This window comes from Streptomyces sp. NPDC017943, assembly GCF_044328425.1.
Classification (GTDB): domain Bacteria; phylum Actinomycetota; class Actinomycetes; order Streptomycetales; family Streptomycetaceae; genus Streptomyces; species Streptomyces djakartensis_A.
In genome coordinates this window covers 742,823-759,156 of sequence record NZ_JBIRHH010000001.1, presented here as the reverse complement: position 1 = coordinate 759,156, position 16,334 = coordinate 742,823, and the positions used below count along the sequence as shown (strand labels likewise).

Annotated in this window: 18 protein-coding genes; 13 read left to right on the top strand and 5 right to left on the bottom strand. The window is 71.6% G+C overall.

Features of this window, described 5'->3' with window-relative positions:
• Nucleotides 1-75: 75 nt before the first annotated feature.
• From ACH4C6_RS03325 to ACH4C6_RS03305, 5 genes are read right to left on the bottom strand one after another with little or no spacing between them, the layout of a single operon-like run.
• Complete coding sequence (locus ACH4C6_RS03325; protein WP_398106809.1) at nucleotides 76-1,761, bottom strand: chitinase; 1,686 nt, start codon at nucleotides 1,759-1,761, stop codon at nucleotides 76-78.
• 31 nt (nucleotides 1,762-1,792) lie between these two features.
• Nucleotides 1,793-2,182, bottom strand: coding sequence for a hypothetical protein (locus ACH4C6_RS03320; protein WP_398106808.1), 390 nt, complete (start codon nucleotides 2,180-2,182; stop codon nucleotides 1,793-1,795).
• The gene (locus tag ACH4C6_RS03315; protein ID WP_398106807.1) at nucleotides 2,179-2,613 is read right to left on the bottom strand and encodes a DUF3592 domain-containing protein; all 435 of its coding nucleotides are present in this window, start codon (nucleotides 2,611-2,613) and stop codon (nucleotides 2,179-2,181) included. The genes ACH4C6_RS03320 and ACH4C6_RS03315 overlap by 4 nt, the downstream gene beginning before the upstream one ends.
• 2 nt (nucleotides 2,614-2,615) lie before the next feature.
• Entirely contained in the window at nucleotides 2,616-3,176 is a 561-nt protein-coding gene (locus tag ACH4C6_RS03310) for a hypothetical protein (protein ID WP_398106806.1), read from the bottom strand.
• A gap of 19 nt (nucleotides 3,177-3,195) precedes the next feature.
• Nucleotides 3,196-4,755, bottom strand: coding sequence for a hypothetical protein (locus ACH4C6_RS03305; protein ID WP_398106805.1), 1,560 nt, complete (start codon nucleotides 4,753-4,755; stop codon nucleotides 3,196-3,198).
• A gap of 385 nt (nucleotides 4,756-5,140) precedes the next feature.
• On the opposite strand from ACH4C6_RS03305, the gene ACH4C6_RS03300 reads away from it, so the two are divergent.
• From ACH4C6_RS03300 to ACH4C6_RS03240, 13 genes are all read left to right on the top strand, one after another.
• Nucleotides 5,141-5,974: a hypothetical protein gene (locus ACH4C6_RS03300; protein ID WP_398107118.1), complete on the top strand. Its 834-nt coding sequence runs from the start codon at nucleotides 5,141-5,143 to the stop codon at nucleotides 5,972-5,974.
• 70 nt (nucleotides 5,975-6,044) lie between these two features.
• Complete coding sequence (gene cpaB, locus ACH4C6_RS03295; protein ID WP_398106804.1) at nucleotides 6,045-6,752, top strand: Flp pilus assembly protein CpaB; 708 nt, start codon at nucleotides 6,045-6,047, stop codon at nucleotides 6,750-6,752.
• Between the two features lie 6 nt (nucleotides 6,753-6,758).
• Complete coding sequence (locus ACH4C6_RS03290; RefSeq protein ID WP_398106803.1) at nucleotides 6,759-8,012, top strand: CpaE family protein; 1,254 nt, start codon at nucleotides 6,759-6,761, stop codon at nucleotides 8,010-8,012.
• On the top strand, nucleotides 8,009-8,404 hold the full coding sequence (locus ACH4C6_RS03285) for a pilus assembly protein (protein ID WP_398106802.1): 396 nt from the start codon (nucleotides 8,009-8,011) through the stop codon (nucleotides 8,402-8,404). The genes ACH4C6_RS03290 and ACH4C6_RS03285 overlap by 4 nt, the downstream gene beginning before the upstream one ends.
• Entirely contained in the window at nucleotides 8,394-8,750 is a 357-nt protein-coding gene (locus tag ACH4C6_RS03280; RefSeq protein ID WP_398106801.1) for a TadE/TadG family type IV pilus assembly protein, read from the top strand. The genes ACH4C6_RS03285 and ACH4C6_RS03280 overlap by 11 nt, the downstream gene beginning before the upstream one ends.
• A gap of 25 nt (nucleotides 8,751-8,775) precedes the next feature.
• Complete coding sequence (locus ACH4C6_RS03275) at nucleotides 8,776-10,113, top strand: CpaF family protein (protein WP_398106800.1); 1,338 nt, start codon at nucleotides 8,776-8,778, stop codon at nucleotides 10,111-10,113.
• A gap of 9 nt (nucleotides 10,114-10,122) precedes the next feature.
• The gene (locus ACH4C6_RS03270; protein WP_398106799.1) at nucleotides 10,123-11,067 is read left to right on the top strand and encodes a type II secretion system F family protein; all 945 of its coding nucleotides are present in this window, start codon (nucleotides 10,123-10,125) and stop codon (nucleotides 11,065-11,067) included.
• 16 nt (nucleotides 11,068-11,083) lie between these two features.
• Nucleotides 11,084-11,971, top strand: a complete 888-nt coding sequence (locus tag ACH4C6_RS03265; RefSeq protein ID WP_398106798.1) for a DUF5936 domain-containing protein — start codon at nucleotides 11,084-11,086, stop codon at nucleotides 11,969-11,971.
• 28 nt (nucleotides 11,972-11,999) lie between these two features.
• Nucleotides 12,000-13,739 (top strand): sensor histidine kinase, encoded by a 1,740-nt coding sequence (locus ACH4C6_RS03260; RefSeq protein ID WP_398106797.1) that lies wholly within the window; start codon nucleotides 12,000-12,002, stop codon nucleotides 13,737-13,739.
• 26 nt (nucleotides 13,740-13,765) lie between these two features.
• The gene (locus tag ACH4C6_RS03255) at nucleotides 13,766-14,734 is read left to right on the top strand and encodes a response regulator (protein WP_398106796.1); all 969 of its coding nucleotides are present in this window, start codon (nucleotides 13,766-13,768) and stop codon (nucleotides 14,732-14,734) included.
• Nucleotides 14,735-14,882: 148 nt separating this feature from the next.
• Nucleotides 14,883-15,116: a hypothetical protein gene (locus ACH4C6_RS03250; protein ID WP_190195693.1), complete on the top strand. Its 234-nt coding sequence runs from the start codon at nucleotides 14,883-14,885 to the stop codon at nucleotides 15,114-15,116.
• Nucleotides 15,113-15,718, top strand: a complete 606-nt coding sequence (locus tag ACH4C6_RS03245) for a pilus assembly protein TadG-related protein (protein WP_398106795.1) — start codon at nucleotides 15,113-15,115, stop codon at nucleotides 15,716-15,718. Before ACH4C6_RS03250 ends, ACH4C6_RS03245 begins: the two co-directional genes overlap by 4 nt.
• A 31-nt stretch (nucleotides 15,719-15,749) precedes the next feature.
• Nucleotides 15,750-16,331 (top strand): hypothetical protein, encoded by a 582-nt coding sequence (locus ACH4C6_RS03240; protein WP_398106794.1) that lies wholly within the window; start codon nucleotides 15,750-15,752, stop codon nucleotides 16,329-16,331.
• Nucleotides 16,332-16,334 lie beyond the last annotated feature (3 nt).

Sequence of the window (16,334 nt, the reverse complement as noted above, 5' to 3'; positions counted from 1 at the left end):
CCCGGGCGGACTGACGGACCGACGGGGTGGAGGGGAACCGGCCCCCTCCACCCCGTCGCTGGTGCCGAGCGGGTGCTACGGCAGGGCGTGCACGTGCGGTCCGACCGCGTTGGACCAGGCGTTGCCCGCGGTGGCGTCCCAGTTGGTCGACCAGGTCATCGCACCCCGCAGGTCGGGGTAGGTCCGCGGCGGCTTGAAGGAGCCGCAGTTGACGGCCTTGGTCAGGCAGTCCAGGGCGTTGTTGACCACGCTCGGCGCCACGTAGCCGCTGCCCGCGCCGCGGGTGGAGGCCGGGACGCCGAGGCCCACCTGGGAGGGCGCGAGGCCGTTCTCCAGCTGGATGCAGGCCAGCGCCGTGAGGAAGTCGACCGAGCCCTGGCTGTAGACCTTGCCGTCGCAGCCGAGCATCGAACCGCTGTTGTAGTACTGCATGTTGACGACCGTGAGGATGTCCTTGACGTTCAGCGCGGTGCGGAAGTACGCGTTGGACGTCGACTGCATGTCGATCGTCTGCGGGGCCATGGTCAGGATCAGCGACGGTCCGGCCTTCGCCGACAGCGACCGCAGCGCCTGGGTCATGTAGGTGGCGTTGAGGCCGTTCTCCAGGTCGATGTCGACGCCGTCGAAGCCGTACTCCTGCATCACCGCGTAGACGCTGTTGGCGAAGTTGGCCGCCGAGGTGGCGTCGTTGACGGCGACGGTGCCGCGCTCGCCGCCCACGGAGATGATGACCTTCTTGCCGGCCGCCTGCTTGGCCCGGACGTCCGCCTTGAACTGGTCGACGGTGTAGCCGTTCAGGCCCGCCGTGTCCAGGTTGAAGGTGACGGCGCCGGGCGTCGAGGTGGCGTCGGCGAAGGAGACGGCGATGATGTCGTACTGGCCGGGGACGTCGGAGATCCTCTGGACGGCCGCACCGTTGTTGAAGTTCTGCCAGTAGCCGGTCACCACGTGCTTGGGCAGGGCGGGACCGGGCCCGTTCGGCTTGTTCGTGGTCGCCGTGACGGCCGCCGACTTGGGCGACTCACCGGCCGCGTTCGTCGCCGTGACCTGGAAGGAGTAGGCCGTGGAGGCGGCGAGGCCGGTCACGGTGGCGGAGGTGCCGGAGACGGCCGTGACCTTCGTGCCGTCGCGGTAGACGGTGTAGCCGGTCGCGCCCGAGACGGTGTTCCAGGCGAGGGACACCGACGACGTCGTGGTGCCGGAGACCGTGAGGCCGGCCGGTGCCGCGGGGACGGTGGGGCCCGGGTCGGTGCCGCCGCCCCCGTCGGGGCCGAAGACCGACACGTCGTCCGCGTAGTAGGCGGCCTGCCCGTACCAGCCGTGGGTGTAGACGGTCACCGAGGTCGTCGAACCGCCGGTCTTGAACGTCGTCGACAGCTGCTTCCAGGCGGTGGAGTCCGGGCTCCAGGTCGACACGTCCGTCGTGCCCGTGCCGGAGACGCCGAGGTAGGCGTACCCGCCGCGGACCCAGGCGCCCAGGTTGTAGGTGGAGTTGGGCTTCACCGCCACCGTCTGACTGCACCGGGCGTTGTCCTGCCCCGAGGGGGTGGCCTGCAGCGCGGCCGACCCGGAGTGCACGGGGGAGGAGACCGTCGTGCCGCTGCCCGCGGAGCAGGTCCAGTTGCTCAGGCCCGCCTCGAAGCCGGCGTTCCTGGCGTTGTTGACGTCGGCGGCCGAGGCCTGGCCGACGGTCGTGACAGTGAGGGCCAGGGCTGCCATGAGGGCACCCGACCACAGCCGCAGGGATCTGTGTGGGGACATGACAAGAAAATGGTCCAGACCAAAGCGGCTGTCAAGAGGTCCAGACCAACCTGTCGAGCAGCAGCCCCACCGCGCACCCCGCCAGCAGCACGCCCGTCGACATCCACAACGCCGGTCCGGTGAGGTCGAGCACGTCGGGCCGCAGGCCCAGCAACAGCAACTGCGCCGCCACGGGAGCCGCGCAGGCCGCCGCCAGATGCCGGGCGGGCACCTCCCGCCACGGCTCGGGGTGCACCCGCGCCGCCGCCCAGGTCGCCAGCACCACGCACACCAGGTTCGGCAGGTGCACCAGCGCCACGGCCGCTCCGAACGAGCCGACCCCCTCGGGCCCGACCAGAGGGTCGTGCAGCAGGGTCGTCTGGAGGTACTCGGCGACCACCAGCACCACGATGCCGACGGCCCAGCAGCGGACGAGCGTCATGGGTTGCCTCCGGAGATCTCGGCGTACAGCAGGACGGCGAAGCCCAGGGCGCCCAGGCCGCAGCCCAGCGTGAGCGCCAGCGCCTGGAGCACCGGGGACCAGCTGCCCCGGCCCGCGACGGTCGCCGTGCCCGCGGGATCGCGCGGGTCGTAGGTGACGGTGACCGCGGTGCCCTCCGTCGTCGACCAGGCCGCCAGGTCCTCGAACTCGACGCGGTCCCCGTCGGCCGTACGGAAGGCGAAGACGTGCCGCCGGGCGTCGGAGCGGCCGTAGGGCTCGGTCTCCACCCGGACGCAGCTGCCCTCGGCGCGGGCGCCGCGCCGCAGCACCCGCACCACCGTCACCAGCCGCCGGGCGTACCGCGCCGCCAGTGCCCCGAACAGCGCGACGAGCAGCGCGGGGACGACGTAGCCGGAGCCGGGCACCTCCACGGTCAGTGCACCTGAACCGAGTCGATGATCCGGTCCAGGTCGCCGGCGGGCAGAGCGCCCCGCCGGGCGTCGATGCGGACGGCGAACGCCGTGTCGGACGAGTCGAGACCGGTGAGGACGACCCCCTTCACCGGCGTGCCCTTGGCGGGGCCCCCGTCCTCACCGGTCGCCTCGAAGGAGAAGTCGATCCGCTTGGCGTCGTCCGTGCCGGCCAGGTCGACGTCCTTCTGGCCCTCGACCTTCGCGCCCATCTGGATGCCGGCCTCGGCCGCGATGGCGGCCTGCTCGGCCGAACCGGCCTCGGTGAAGCCCAGTTGCACGGTGAGGACCGCGGACTTCCTGCCGCCCTCCGTGCGCACCGCGGCCGCCGCGTTGTGCCCGCCCCGTTCGGCGGCGCTCTGCTCCTGCCAGCCCTCGGGGTAGGACACGTCGACGCCCTTGGTCCTCAGCGTGCCCCAGCCGTCGGGCACGGAGCCCGCACCCGGGTCCGGGTCCCCGCATCCGGTGAGGGCCAGGGCGGTCGTCAGCAGGGCGGCGGCCAGGCAGGCGCGGCGGGTCGTCATCGGCAGGTGCTCCGTCTCGTCAGTTCGCGCAGTAGCTGTAGGGGAGATAGGAACGGCCGTCCCCGTGGGGCGCCCCCAGGAACTCGGCGCCGGTCAGGGTCTCCGCCTTCTTCTCCGTGCTGATCGTCATGCCCAGACTGAGCCCCAGATTCAACTCGAATCCGTACTCGGCCGCGTTCACCTCGCCGGTGTACGTCATCCGGCTCGACCTGCCCTGGTCGAACATCAGCTGCCCGAAGGGGTCGTCGGCGCCCGGCCGGGCGGTGGGCGCGTGGTCGGAGAACATGTACTGGAAGGGCGTCGCGATCTGCTCGTTGCTGCTGTCCAGCCACTGCTCGGCGACCGCCCGGTCCCGGTCGCCGGCCGGCCCGGGGTCGAAGGTGAGCGTGTTCGTGACGATCTCGATGCCCGTCTGCGAGTCGGTGCCCTTCACCCCGGCGTTGCCGCCGCGCTTGTCCCCGTCCTTCTTGCCGTTGTCGCCGCCCGCCTTGGCGCCGTCCTTCTGGCCGCCCTCCTCCACCGTGCGGGTCATGTCGACGCGGACCAGCTTGCCGGTCTTCTTGTCGTAGGTGACCGTGATGGTGCCCGTCAGCGTCGTGTTGGCCGTGTACTCGCCGCTGAGCGCGCCCGCCTCGTAGCTCACCTTCGAGCCGTACTCGACGGACGAGGCGTACGTGTAGGACTTGGTGTTCTTGTAGGCGTTGTCCGTCCAGGTCACCTCGGGGGCGTACTTGAAGGAACCGCCGAGGGCGGCGCTCAGCTTCTTCTCGTCGCCCGCGGAGATCTTCAGACCCGCCGACGCCGAGGCCTCCAGGCCGACCTTGCCGTAGGTGATCTTCCGGTTGTCGCCGAGGTGCTCCTTGATCCGGTTCTGGGTGTCCTCCTCGTCCTTGAGGGGGCCCGTGCCGAAGAGGTAGAGGATGCCGTCACCGAGGCTCGCCTCCGCCCCGCCCGGCATGGTCCGGCGCATCTCGTACATCTGGAGCTTCTCCACGTCGTCGCGGAACCGCTCGGCCTCCTCCGGGCTCTGGAACACCCAGGTGTCGCCGTTGGTGACCTTGATGCCGAGCCCCAGCTCCACCTTGTCGGCGCCGAACCGGCCCACCTTCATGCCCGGCTTGAAGTCCTTCTTGGCGGCGACCGAGGCGGCGTCCGTGAAGGTGAGGTAGACCAGCTGGTCGCCGTCGTCGACCTTGCCGTCGCCGTTCACGTCCGTCTTCGCCTTCAGGCGCTGCTCCTGGAAGCCGTACTCCTTGCCGATCTCCCAGAAGAGGATCTTCGCCTTGGAGCCCGCCTTGTCGGTGACCGACGAGACCTGGCACAGCGCCGGTTCGAAGTCCGCGTCGGTCAGCGGCCTGCCCCGGCCCGTGCCGCCCGTGCCGCAGTCACCGCCCCCGGCGACCCGGCAGACCTGGGCGGCGATCCTGTCGTAGATCAGCTGCCCGACCCCGGTGGCCGACACCGCCAGCACGACCGCCGCGCTCACGACGACCATCCCCAGGTACTCGGTGCCGGTCGCCCCGCGGTCGTCGAAGACCGGTCTGCGTCCGTACGCCCGTATGCCACCCCCGTCGGCCATACGGCACCCCTCCTCGCGGCGAACCACCTCTGCGTGGACCGCGAGCGTAGGGACGCACCACCGCCCGGGGCGTGGGCCTCAGGGCCCAAACGAAGGCCCACCGTCAACTCCGGGCCCGTTGGGCCCACCGTCCCGGCCCGCCCCCGGACACCGACGGCGACCGGCAAGATGCTCAACCTGCCCCGTTATGACGCGTCTTGTGCAACGACAGTTGCTCCTCAGCTACACAAACGCTGTTCTCCGGTCACAGAGCCGTGGTTACAGTGCTGAGGTAGTCACGCAGTGAAGTCGACACGGCGCGCCGGAGTGACACCCGGCGTTCCGACGGGCATGGGGAAACGGGGAGCTGCGCGTGCCAACTGCCATTGCCGTGACCAGCGCCGACATGGCGCTGCCGCCACAGGACGACCGCACCCTGCCCGCCGCCGTGCTCCGGGACGTGGCCGCACGGCCCCTGGAGGAGGCCCTCACCGATCTCCAGGCCCTGGTCGAGCACCACGGGCACGTGATCGTGGTCTGCTCGCCGGCCGCGCCCACCGCCGTGCGGCGCCGGCTGCACACCCTGCGCGCGCTCATGGAGACCGACCGCGTCGCCGTGTTCCAGCCGGACCTGCCTCCGCTCGGACTGGCCGTCCTGGCCCGCCAGTTGCGCCAGCTCGCGTCCTGCGACCTCAGCCCCGGTGTGCTCGCCTCGGCCGGGCGGCTGCTGGTGCACTACGTCCACGCCGGGGCGCTGCTCAACTCCGTCACCCGGCTCGACCGGGTCCCCGTCGGCCTGAAGTCGCACGCCAAGTCCTGGGTGCCCGGCAGCCAGTTCGGCGTCCTCGCCCACCCCGAGCCCCACCTGGTGCGCATCACCCCCGAAGCCGCCCTGCCGGGGCCCGAGTTCGGCACCTGGATGCTCGTCGCCAAGGGGCAGCTCCCGTCCGACTGGGTCAGCGCCACCCTCGCGCCCTCCTGGAAGGTGCAGGGGCTGCGCGAGGTGCCGCTCCCGGCCGAGTCACCCACCTGGTGGGGCACCGGCAAGCTGATCGAGTTCTGCAGCTACCTGCCCGACCTGTCCGTGCTCTACCAGCTCGTCACCTCCGTACGGCGCAGCCGCTGCCACTGGTGCGGCATCGACGTCATCGGAGACCGCTGCGTCTTCTGCTCGGCCACCCCGCCCGTCCACGACAGCCCGCCCCCGAGACAGCTCGAGAGCCGAACGGCCGTCGGGTGAGCCCTGACCCCGCTCGTCAGCACTGCTCCGATCCCGCTCGACCGATATCCCCAACGAGGTTGTACGGTTCATGAACTCCCGTCAGCGCCGCGGCGTGATTCTCCTGCTCCTGTCGGTCGTCTGCGCCCTGGGCGCCTTCACCGGCGTGCTGTCCGTCATCAGCGACGTCGAGTCCAAGGTCGGGCCCGAGGTCACCGCCTACCGGCTCAAGTCCGACGTGCCGCCCTACACCACCCTTGCCACGGGCCAGTTCGAGAAGATCGAGATGCCCGAGCGGTGGCTCTCGGACAACGCGGTCACCGATCTGCGCGAGATACAGGGCAAGATCGCCGTCACGACGCTGCGCGCGGGCTCCCTGCTCCAGTCCGACATGATCGTCCGCCGGCCGGCCCTCCGCCCCGGGCAGCAGGAGGTCGCCATCATGATCGACGCGGCGACCGGCGTCGCGGGCAAGATCACGCCCGGCGCCTCGGTCAACGTCTACGCCACCTTCGAGGGGCAGCGCGAGGGCGACCCCGACCAGTCGAAGATCATCGTCACCGATGCCGAGGTCCTCGACGTCGGCGAACTGACCGCGCTGAAGCCCGACGAGGGCAGCCGCACCCAGCAGCCCACCGACGCCGTCCCGATCACCTTCGCGCTGTCCGCCCGGGACGCCCAGCGCATCACCTACGCCGAGTCGTTCGCCAAGCGCGTGCGCCTCGCCCTCGTCGCGCCCGGCAGCGACACCACCGTCCCCGAGCAGGACCGGACGTACGAACTCGCGAAGGACAAGTGACCGCGCATGCCCACGAGGATCCTCCCGGCAGTCGGCGACGCGGACGCCGTCCGGTCCCTCACGACGCTGCTCAGCCAGCTCCCGGACGCCGAACCGGTCGCCCCGGTGGTCGACTCCACCCAGCTCGTCGACACCCTGGCCCGCCTGGCGGCCGAGTCCGTCGACGAGCTGCCCGAGGTCGTCGTCGTGCACGAGCGCATCGGACCGGTCCCCGCGCTGGAGCTGATCCGCGAAGTGGCCCTGCGCTTCCCGGCCGTCGGTGTCATCCTCGTCACCTCCGACGCGAGCCCCGGCCTCTTCCAGGCCGCCATGGACTACGGCGCCCGCGGGCTGGTCGCGCTGCCCCTCAGCTACGAGGAACTCGCCAGCCGCGTCCAGGCCGTCGCCCAGTGGTCCACCGGCGTGCGGCGCCACCTCGGGTCCGGCGGCGACGTCTTCACCGGCGTGGGCGGCACCGTCGTCACCGTCAGCGGCGCCAAGGGCGGTGTCGGGACCACCCTCACCGCCATCCAGCTGGCCCTGGCCGCCCAGGCCTCCGGCCGCAGCACCGCCCTGGTCGACATGGACCTCCAGACCGGCGACGTCGCCTCCTACCTCGACGTCCAGTTCCGCCGCTCGGTCGTCGACCTCGCCGCCATCAACGACATCTCCCCGCGCGTCCTGGCCGACGCGGTCTTCCGCCACGACACCGGCCTCGTCCTGCTGCTCGCCCCGGCCGAGGGCGAACGCGGCGAGGACGTCACCGACCGCTCCGCCCGCCAGATCGTCAGCGCCCTGCGCTCCCGCTACGAGGTCGTCGTCATCGACTGCGGAGCCCAGCTCGGCGGGGCGGGCGCGGCCGCCGTGGAGATGGCCGACCGGGCGCTGCTCGTCACCACGCCGGACGTGGTGGCCGTACGGGGGGCCAAGCGGGCGGTGCGGATGTGGGACCGGCTGCAGATCCGCAAGGCCGAGGAGACGACCGTCGTCGTCAACCGGCACTCCCGCCACACGGAGATCCAGCCCCAGCTGATCCAGAAGATCACCGGCACCACCGTCGCGGCCACGGCGGTCCCCGCGAACTTCAAGGAACTCCAGGGCGTCGTGGACGCGGGCCGCATCCACGAACTGGAGAGCAAGAGCTCGGTCAAACAGGCCCTGTGGGGCCTGGCCGGGGAACTGGGCCTGGTCAAGGTCCCGGACGGCGCCCAGAAGACGGGCCGGGGACTGCGGGGCGGCGACCGGGGCGCGGTGAGCTTCAAGCGGCGCAGGGAGGGATGAGCGTGGCCTTACGGAAGCGGGACGACGAGGGCCAGGTGACGATCGAGTTCCTGGGCATGACGCCGACGATCATCGTGACGCTGATCGCGCTGTGGCAGGCCGTCCTCGTGGGCTACACCTTCGTCCTCGCGGGGAACGCCGCGGACGAGGCGGTGCGCGCGGGGACGGCGGCGGCACCGGGCGGCGCGCGCACCGCCGCCTGCCAGGAGGCCGGGCTCAGGCACCTGTCGGAGGCGTGGCGCTCCGGAGCGGAGGTCGGCTGCGGCGGCTCCGGGTACGTCACGGCCGACGTGGCCCTGGACGTCCCGGTGCTCTTCCCGGGCGCGCTGTCCGTCCCGATCCGGATCCGCGGACACGCCGGAGCGGTGGAGGAGGAGACAGGTGCCCCGTGACCCCGAGCGCCGCGACCGCGGCCAAGTCGCCATCGAGTACCTCGGCTTCCTGCCGATCCTGCTGATCGTCGCCCTGGCGGCCGTGCAGCTCGGCCTGATCGCGTACACGGCCCAGCAGGCCGGCACGGCGGCCCGGGCGGGGGCGCGCAGCGCCTCGCTGGGCGGCCCGGCGGAGGCGGACTGCCGGGCGGCGGTGAGCAGCTGGCTGGCCGGCCGGACGAGCTGCTCCCCCTCGCAGGGCGCGGACGAGGTCACCGTCACCGCCACCGTGCAGATCCCGTCCCTCGTGCCGGGCTGGGAGTTCGATCCGGCCGTCAAGCGCGCCACGATGCCGCTCGACCACTGAACGACGAACCAGGAGCACCGCACTCATGAGCCTGCGAGCACGCATCAACACCCCCGAGGAGAACGGCAACCGGGGCGAGGACGGCCACATGGTCGCCTCCTACCGGGCCAAGCTCCTGGAGGAGATCGACCTCGCGGAGATGAGTTCGCTGGCCGCCGCCGAGCGCAGGGCCCGGCTGGAGCGGGTGCTGGGGCACATCATCAGCCGCGAGGGCCCGGTCCTGTCGACGGTGGAGCGCTCGCAGCTGATCCGCAGGGTGGTCGACGAGGCCCTGGGCCTCGGCATCCTGGAGCCGCTGCTGGAGGACGCCTCCATCACCGAGATCATGGTCAACGGCCCGGACGCGATCTTCGTGGAGCGCGGCGGCCGGGTCGAGCAACTGCCCCTGCGCTTCGCCTCCAACGACCAGCTCATGCAGACGATCGAGCGGATCGTGTCCACCGTCAACCGCCGCGTGGACGAGTCCAACCCGATGGTCGACGCCCGGCTGCCCTCCGGGGAGCGCGTCAACGTCATCATCCCGCCGCTGTCCCTGACCGGCGCCACCCTCACCATCCGCCGCTTCCCGCGCTCCTTCACCCTTCAGGAGCTGATCGGCCTCGGCTCGCTGGACGAGCACATGCTGTACCTGCTCGCGGGCCTGGTGCAGGCGAAGTTCAACATCATCGTCTCGGGCGCGACGGGCACCGGCAAGACGACCCTGCTCAACGCCCTGTCCGGCCTGATCCCCGAGGGCGAACGCATCATCACCATCGAGGACTCCGCCGAACTCCAGCTCCAGCAGCCCCACGTGATCCGCCTGGAGTCCCGGCCCCCGAACGTGGAGGGCAAGGGCCAGGTCACCATCCGCGACCTCGTCCGCAACTCCCTGCGCATGCGTCCCGACCGGATCGTGGTCGGTGAGGTCCGCGGCGGCGAGTCCCTGGACATGCTCCAGGCGATGTCCACCGGCCACGACGGCTCCCTCGCCACCGTCCACGCCAACAGCGCCGAGGACGCGCTGATGCGGTTGCAGACCCTGGCGTCCATGTCGGACGTGGAGATCCCCTTCGTCGCGCTGCACGACCAGATCAACAGCGCGGTCGACGTCATCGTGCAGCTCACCCGGTTCGCCGACGGCGCCCGCCGCATCACCGAGATCGCGCTGATGGACAGCCACGGCAGCGACCCGTACCGCCTGGTCACGGTCGCCCGCTTCCACGCGCAGCCGATGACGGCCGACGGCCGCATCCACGGCGCGTTCGAGTACTTCGCCCTCCCGCGCCGCACCGCGGACCGCCTCTACATGGCGGGCCAGCCCCTTCCCCAGGCGTTCGGCATCGCCCGCTCCGCGGACGAACTCGCCACCCGAGAAGCCAGGTAGGACCGACCGATGGAACTGCACACGCTCATCACGCTCACCACCGGCGTCACCCTGCTGACGTGCGTCCTCGCGGTCGTCGGCCTGCACGCGTACGCCACCGGAAAGGCCCAGCGGCAGGCGCTCGTCGACCGCCTCTCCGCCACCGGCCGGATCCCCGTGACCGGCCGGCGTCGCAACTTCCGCGGGATCGACCGTCGGCTGCGGCGCACCCGGCTCGGCAAGAAGCTGGAACTGCGCCTGGCGGCGACCGGCCTGGACGTCACACCGGGCGAGTTCTTCGTCTCCATGCTCGCCACGGTCGCCGGCCTGTGGCTCATCGGCCAGGCGGCCCTGGCCCCGTTCTTCGGGCCGCTGGCGGGGCTCCTCGGCATCGGCGTCGCCGTCCAGTTCCTCAACTGGCAACGCCAGAAACGCATCGAGCGGTTCATCAACCAGCTCCCCGAGATGGCCCGGATCCTCGCCAACGCCACCCAGGCGGGCCTCGCCCTGCGCACGGCGATCGGCATGGCCGCGGAGGAGATGGAGGCCCCGGCGGGCGAGGAACTCGGCAAGGTCGCCGCGCAGCTCGCGGTCGGCGCGTCCCTGGACGACGCCCTGGACGAACTCGCCGACCGCCTCCCCTCGCGCGAACTGGTCGTCCTGGTCACCACCCTGGTGCTGTCCAACCGGGCGGGCGGGCAGGTGGTCAGCGCCCTGCGCAACCTCACCGAGACGCTGGAGGAACGCAAGGAGACCCGGCGCGAGGTCCGCACCCAGCTCTCCCAGGTCAACATGACGTCGTACGCGGTGCCCGTCCTCGGCGTCGGCTCGCTCTTCCTCATGAACGGGGTGAAGGACGGTGCCCTGGACCGCATGACCGGCTCCGCGTTCGGCCAGGCGGCGGTCATCATCGCCTTCTCGCTGTACGCCGTCGGCTTCGTCCTCATCCGCCGCCTGTCCCGCATCGACGTCTGAGAGCCAGGAGGCAACCATGGGACTGCTGCTCGCCCTGCTGACGGGCCTCGGCGTCTGGGGGATCTTCGCCGGGATCCGCATGTACCGGGCCGAGGCCAAACTCCCCGGCGACCTCGCCCTCGCCCTGGAGGTCGGCTCCACCCGCACCGGGGCGGTCGACTCCCTCGTCGACCGCATGGGCATGCGCTACGCGCCCGCCGTGCTCCGCCTGATGGGCCCCAAGCAGGTGGCCAGGTACCGGCGGAAGATCGACCTCGCGGGCAACCCCGGCGGCCTGACGATCGACCGCTACGCGGCCCGCCGGGCGGTCTACGGCGCCCTGGGCGGTGTCGGCTTCCTGGTGTTCCTCCTGCGCGGCCAGCTGCTGGTCGCGCTGCTGCTGCTGGCGTTCGGGGCGTTCTGGACGGAGGTCGGCATCTGGTCGGCCATCCGCGTCCGCAAGGACGTCATCGAACGCACCCTGCCGGACTTCCTGGACGTCCTCGCCGTCGTGGTGAGCGCGGGCCTCGGCTTCCGCCAGGCACTGGACCGGGTCGCCGCCAAGTACGAGGGACCCTGGGCCGACGAACTGCGCATCACCCTGCGCCAGATGGACCTCGGCATGAGCCGCCGCCAGGCCTTCGCGGAACTGCGCCGCCGCAACGACTCCGAGCAGGTCGCCATGTTCGTCACGGCCCTTCAGCAGGGCGAGGAACTGGGCGCTCCGATCGTCGACACGCTGGTGGCCCTCGCCAAGGACATGCGCCGCACCGACGCCCAGAACGCCCGCCGCAAGGCGGCCCGGGCCGTGCCCAAGGCCACGATGATGATCACGACCTTCATGGTCCCGGCCACCATGCTGCTGCTGGGCGCGGGCCTGATCCTCGGCTCGGGCACGGACTTCGGCTCGGTGACGGGGAAGTAGACGGGGAAGCAGGGGAGGAGGCGACAGCATGTCGATGACAGGGGAACGCCACGGTCTGCTGCGTCGTCGCCGCCGCGTGGACCGCAACCCCGAGATCACCACGCCACCGGCCGGCACGGTCCTCCCGGCCCACGTCCGCACCGGCGCCCCCGACGTCCCGGTCACCTCGGTGACCCCGGCCCTGCCCCCGGGCTGGGAGGCGGCGGGCGCGGTGGGCGGCGAACCGACGCTGCGGATCGCGGGCGCGGGCGCGGGCGGTGGTGGTGGCGGTGGTCGCGGGCGGCCGGTGGCGACGGGGGGTGCGGGGAGCGCCACTCAGGGCCCGGGGCCGGGCCCGGAGGGCGCCGTGGGCACTCGGGGGGCGGGCCGGGCGCCGGTGCGTGCCGCCGCTCCGGCACCGGCCCCTTCGGTCCCGTCATCCCCTCCACCGGCTCAGGCACCCGCGCCCGCGCCCGGGGCAGCGCCCGAGGCGCCCGGCCGCCGCCCGGACCGGTCGCCGGGGGACACCACCCAGGTCGACGCCCCGGCCCCCGCCGGTCCGGCCATCGACATCCAGGTCAACGCCCTCCAGGCCCTGTGCCGGCAGGTCTTCGGCTTCCGGCTCGCCATGATCGCCCTGGCCACGCCCACGGCCCTGGTCAACGCCCACGACGGCCTCCCCACCCGCCTGGTCGGCGCCGCCGTGGTCGTCACCTTCATGACCTCCTACGTGCTCTTCCGGGACTGGGAGCGCTTCGGCCCCCTCCTCCTGCGGCACCCCACGCTCCTCGCGGCGGACACCCTGTTCGGCGCCCTGCTCCTCATCGCGGCGGGCCCCACCAGCACCCTCGCCTACGTCAGCGTCTGCACCCCGCTGCTGGCCGGCCTGGTCTACGGCTGGCGGGGTGCGGCCGTGTTCGCCTCGCTCCAGGCGCTCCTGCTGCTCCTCATCCACGCGGCCCAGGAGGATCCGGCACCCGGCATCGCCGAGACCGCCCTCCTGCCCGGCCTCTGCGTGATCGCGGGAGCCGTCGGCTCCAGCCTCCGCAACCTGATGCTCCGCTTCGGCGCCGCCACCCAGGCCCTCACGACGGTCCAGGCGCGGCTCGCCGTCACGGAGGCGGTGAGTGCCGAACGAGCCCGCCTGGCCCGTGAGATGCACGACTCGGTCGCCAAGACCCTGCACGGCGTGGCCCTCGCGGCGGACGGTCTGACGGGTTCGGCGGGCGCCGAGCGCATGGATCCGGCCCTGGTCCGGCAGCAGGCCGCGCTGGTCGCCCGTTCGGCCCGCCGGGCCGCCGCGGAGTCCCGCGAACTCCTGGCCGACCTGCGTCGCGAGTCCGACCCGTCCCAGGCGACCGACGTGCTCGTCGAACTGGCCGCCCGCACCCGTGACTTCAGCGCCCGGACGGGCCTGCCCGCCGTGTACCGGCCCATCGGCGACCACGCCGTACCGCCGGTTCCGCCCGCGGTCGCCCGGCAACTGCTCACCATCGCCTCGGAGGCCATGGAGAACGCCCATCGCCACGCGGAGCCGACCCGGGTGGACGTCTGCGCGGGCGTCCACGCCGGGCTGCTCCGCATCAGCGTCCACGACGACGGCCGGGGGCTCCCGCCGGGCACCACCCTCGAACAGCTGCGCCGGGCCGGGCACTTCGGCCTGGTCGGCATGGTCGAGCGGGCGGCGTCGGTCGGCGCCCGCATCCGCATCGGCCGTGGTGCCCACCCCCGGGGCACGGAAGTCCGCCTGGAACTCCCCCTGGCAGCCCTGACGACCCCCACGGCGTGACCCCCACGACCCGAGAGGAGGCACCGATGCCGGACCAGCCGCCCCACCTCCCCGGCGCGTTCCAGCCGCCGCCCCCGCAGACCCCCTTCGCCGGTTGCCCGCAACCGGCGCCACCGGCCCGCCCCCTCCGGGTCGTCGTCGCCGACGACAACCCCGTGGTGCGCGCGGGCCTCACCGCCCTGCTCTCCGGTCGCGAGGACATCGAGGTGGTGGCCGAGGCGGCCGACGGCGGCCAGGCCTACGAGGCGGCCCGGCAGCACCGCCCGGACGTGGTCCTCCTCGACGTCCGCATGCCCGGCGTGGACGGCATCTCGGCCCTCCCGTACCTGGTGGGCATCGCCCCGGTCGTGATGCTGACCTACAGCAGGGAGTCGGAGATCGTCCAGGAGGCCCTGCGGCGGGGGGCGGGCGGCTACCTGGTCCACGGGGAGTTCACGGCCGACCAACTGGTCCAGGCGGTACGGGACATCAGGGAGGGCAGGCCCCACTTCACGCCCACGGCGGCAGGCGCCCTGCTCACCCAGCTCCGCCGGACCCAGCAGCCGCCGACTGTACCGCTCCCCGAGGGTCTGGGTCAGTCGGGGAGTGCGACTGCATACGGAGTTTCGCCAGACGGGCATTCGCATAGTCACACTCAACAGGCTGCTCATGCAGGAGGTTTCGAGGCAGAGCCTGCTTCCCATCCGGTCGTTTCGCCGGAAAACCTTTCGCACATGCAACCGCGTGTGGGACAGTCGTCGTCTGGATGGTCGAGTGGCCACCCGGCTGCTGTCGACAGGTCGCGGTTCCAGCTGAGTGCGAGGGAGGCGGAGATCATGGACCTCATCGCGTCCGGGATGAACAACCAGCAGATCGCCGCCACGTGCTTCATCAGCGAGAAGACCGTCAAGAACCACATCAACCGCATCTTCGCCAAGCTCCACAGCACGAGCCGTGCCGAGGCTGCGGCGAAGTGGATCGGCACGGCGCCGGATGCGCAGCGGGGACGGGGGTGACCTCCGGTGACGGCATGGGTGAGGAAGACCGGGGTGGGCCCGAGCGATTGGGCCCGGAATTGGGCCCAGGGGCCCTGCGGCCGAGAGCCCGTCCGGCCGTACGTTCCTCGTGCCGAAAGCGGCACAGCCGAAACCGGAGGGGAACACCATGAGCGACCTGATGCTGAAGACCGCCGTCGCGACCAAGGTCCGCGTGAACGGCTGGAAGAACACGACGGTCGAGGCGATGCAGCGCCGCGCCGGCGACAAGGGCCAGACGGCGGTCGAGTACCTGGGCATCATCGCGGTGGTGGTGGCCATCGTGCTGGCGATCACGGGCACGAACATCGGTCAGACCATTCTCACCAAGATCCAGGCACAGATCGCCAAGGTCGCTCCTTGATCCGAGCGCGCCGCTACGGTGACGCAGGGCAGGCCTTCCCCATCTACATCACGGTGGTGGGGGGCCTGCTCTTTCTCGCGTTCGCGTATTTCGCGGTCGGCCAGGCTGCGGCGAACAGGAACGGCGCCCAGACGGCTGCGGATGCCGCGGCCCTCGCGGCCGCGCAGGACAAGCGGGACCAACTGGCGGGCGCGTGGCTGAGGGATGCGTTCGACTGGACGAAGTGGCGCGACATCTTCGACGGTGACGCCGAGACGATGGGCGACCCCTGCTCGCGTGCGCATCAGCTGGCCGCGTCGAACGACGCTCGCGTGCTCGCTTGCGCCGAGGAGGGTCTGCTCGCGTTCACCGTGGACGTCGAGACCAACAAGGACGTCGGGGAATCCATAGTCCCCGGTACGGCGGGGCGTCGGTCGGATGCGTCCGCCACTGCGGTGATCGAGCCCCGATGTGACTTCAAGCCGCCTGCCGCAGATGCCGCCGAGGACGCGCTGCCCCGCCTCCTGTGCGGAGACAGAGGGTGGGACCTGAAGCCGGGTGACCCCCCTGAGATCCTCCCGAAGCCCGAAGACCTCTTCGATGTCCATCTGGCCAACCCGTAAGCGAATGACGAGTGATGAGGGAAGCAGAGAGATGAGCATTCGGTTCACCGCGAAGGCCCGCAGGGGGATGGTCGCGCTGACCGTTGCGGCCGGACTGGCCCTCGGTGCGGCCGGCTGCAGCGGTGGTGGCGACAACGATGACAAGTCGAGTCCGTCGGCCTCGGCCCCCGGAAACAGCGGATCCAAGCCGAGTGCTCAGGAGGGTGACAAGCAGACGCCACTGGCCGAACTCAAGGGCACGGACGGGTTGCTGCTGCAGGTCACTTCCGCTCGACGCGACGCCGGTGGGTTCGTGACGGTGAGCGGCAACCTGAAGAACGACGGGGACGAGTCCGTCGCCATCCCCGCGCAGACGAGTGGTGACGAGACCGAGGTCATCAAGCACGGGCAATCGCTCGGAGGCGCCACCTTGGTGGACTCGAAGGGGAAGAAGCGCTATTACGTCCTGCGGGACACGGACGGGCGGCCTCTGACGACGACAGGGTTGACCACTCTCGCCGCCGGCCAGACGCTCCCGGTGTTCATGCAGTTCCCCTCCCCGCCGACCGGTACGACGGACGTCGCACTGCAACTCCCCACCTTCTCCAGTGGCTCCATCAAGATCTCCGGGTGAGGA

What these genes read in the sequence shown, in the direction of transcription:
- ACH4C6_RS03325 (WP_398106809.1), bottom strand. Translation starts at nt 1,761, where the DNA reads ATGTCCCCACACAGATCCCTGCGGCTGTGGTCGGGTGCCCTCATGGCA.
- ACH4C6_RS03320 (WP_398106808.1), bottom strand. Translation starts at nt 2,182, where the DNA reads ATGACGCTCGTCCGCTGCTGGGCCGTCGGCATCGTGGTGCTGGTGGTC.
- ACH4C6_RS03310 (WP_398106806.1), bottom strand. Translation starts at nt 3,176, where the DNA reads ATGACGACCCGCCGCGCCTGCCTGGCCGCCGCCCTGCTGACGACCGCC.
- ACH4C6_RS03305 (WP_398106805.1), bottom strand. Translation starts at nt 4,755, where the DNA reads ATGGCCGACGGGGGTGGCATACGGGCGTACGGACGCAGACCGGTCTTC.
- ACH4C6_RS03300 (WP_398107118.1), top strand. Translation starts at nt 5,141, where the DNA reads ATGGCGCTGCCGCCACAGGACGACCGCACCCTGCCCGCCGCCGTGCTC.
- cpaB (WP_398106804.1), top strand. Translation starts at nt 6,045, where the DNA reads ATGAACTCCCGTCAGCGCCGCGGCGTGATTCTCCTGCTCCTGTCGGTC.
- ACH4C6_RS03290 (WP_398106803.1), top strand. Translation starts at nt 6,759, where the DNA reads ATGCCCACGAGGATCCTCCCGGCAGTCGGCGACGCGGACGCCGTCCGG.
- ACH4C6_RS03285 (WP_398106802.1), top strand. Translation starts at nt 8,009, where the DNA reads ATGAGCGTGGCCTTACGGAAGCGGGACGACGAGGGCCAGGTGACGATC.
- ACH4C6_RS03275 (WP_398106800.1), top strand. Translation starts at nt 8,776, where the DNA reads ATGAGCCTGCGAGCACGCATCAACACCCCCGAGGAGAACGGCAACCGG.
- ACH4C6_RS03270 (WP_398106799.1), top strand. Translation starts at nt 10,123, where the DNA reads ATGGAACTGCACACGCTCATCACGCTCACCACCGGCGTCACCCTGCTG.
- ACH4C6_RS03265 (WP_398106798.1), top strand. Translation starts at nt 11,084, where the DNA reads ATGGGACTGCTGCTCGCCCTGCTGACGGGCCTCGGCGTCTGGGGGATC.
- ACH4C6_RS03260 (WP_398106797.1), top strand. Translation starts at nt 12,000, where the DNA reads ATGTCGATGACAGGGGAACGCCACGGTCTGCTGCGTCGTCGCCGCCGC.
- ACH4C6_RS03255 (WP_398106796.1), top strand. Translation starts at nt 13,766, where the DNA reads ATGCCGGACCAGCCGCCCCACCTCCCCGGCGCGTTCCAGCCGCCGCCC.
- ACH4C6_RS03250 (WP_190195693.1), top strand. Translation starts at nt 14,883, where the DNA reads ATGAGCGACCTGATGCTGAAGACCGCCGTCGCGACCAAGGTCCGCGTG.
- ACH4C6_RS03240 (WP_398106794.1), top strand. Translation starts at nt 15,750, where the DNA reads ATGAGCATTCGGTTCACCGCGAAGGCCCGCAGGGGGATGGTCGCGCTG.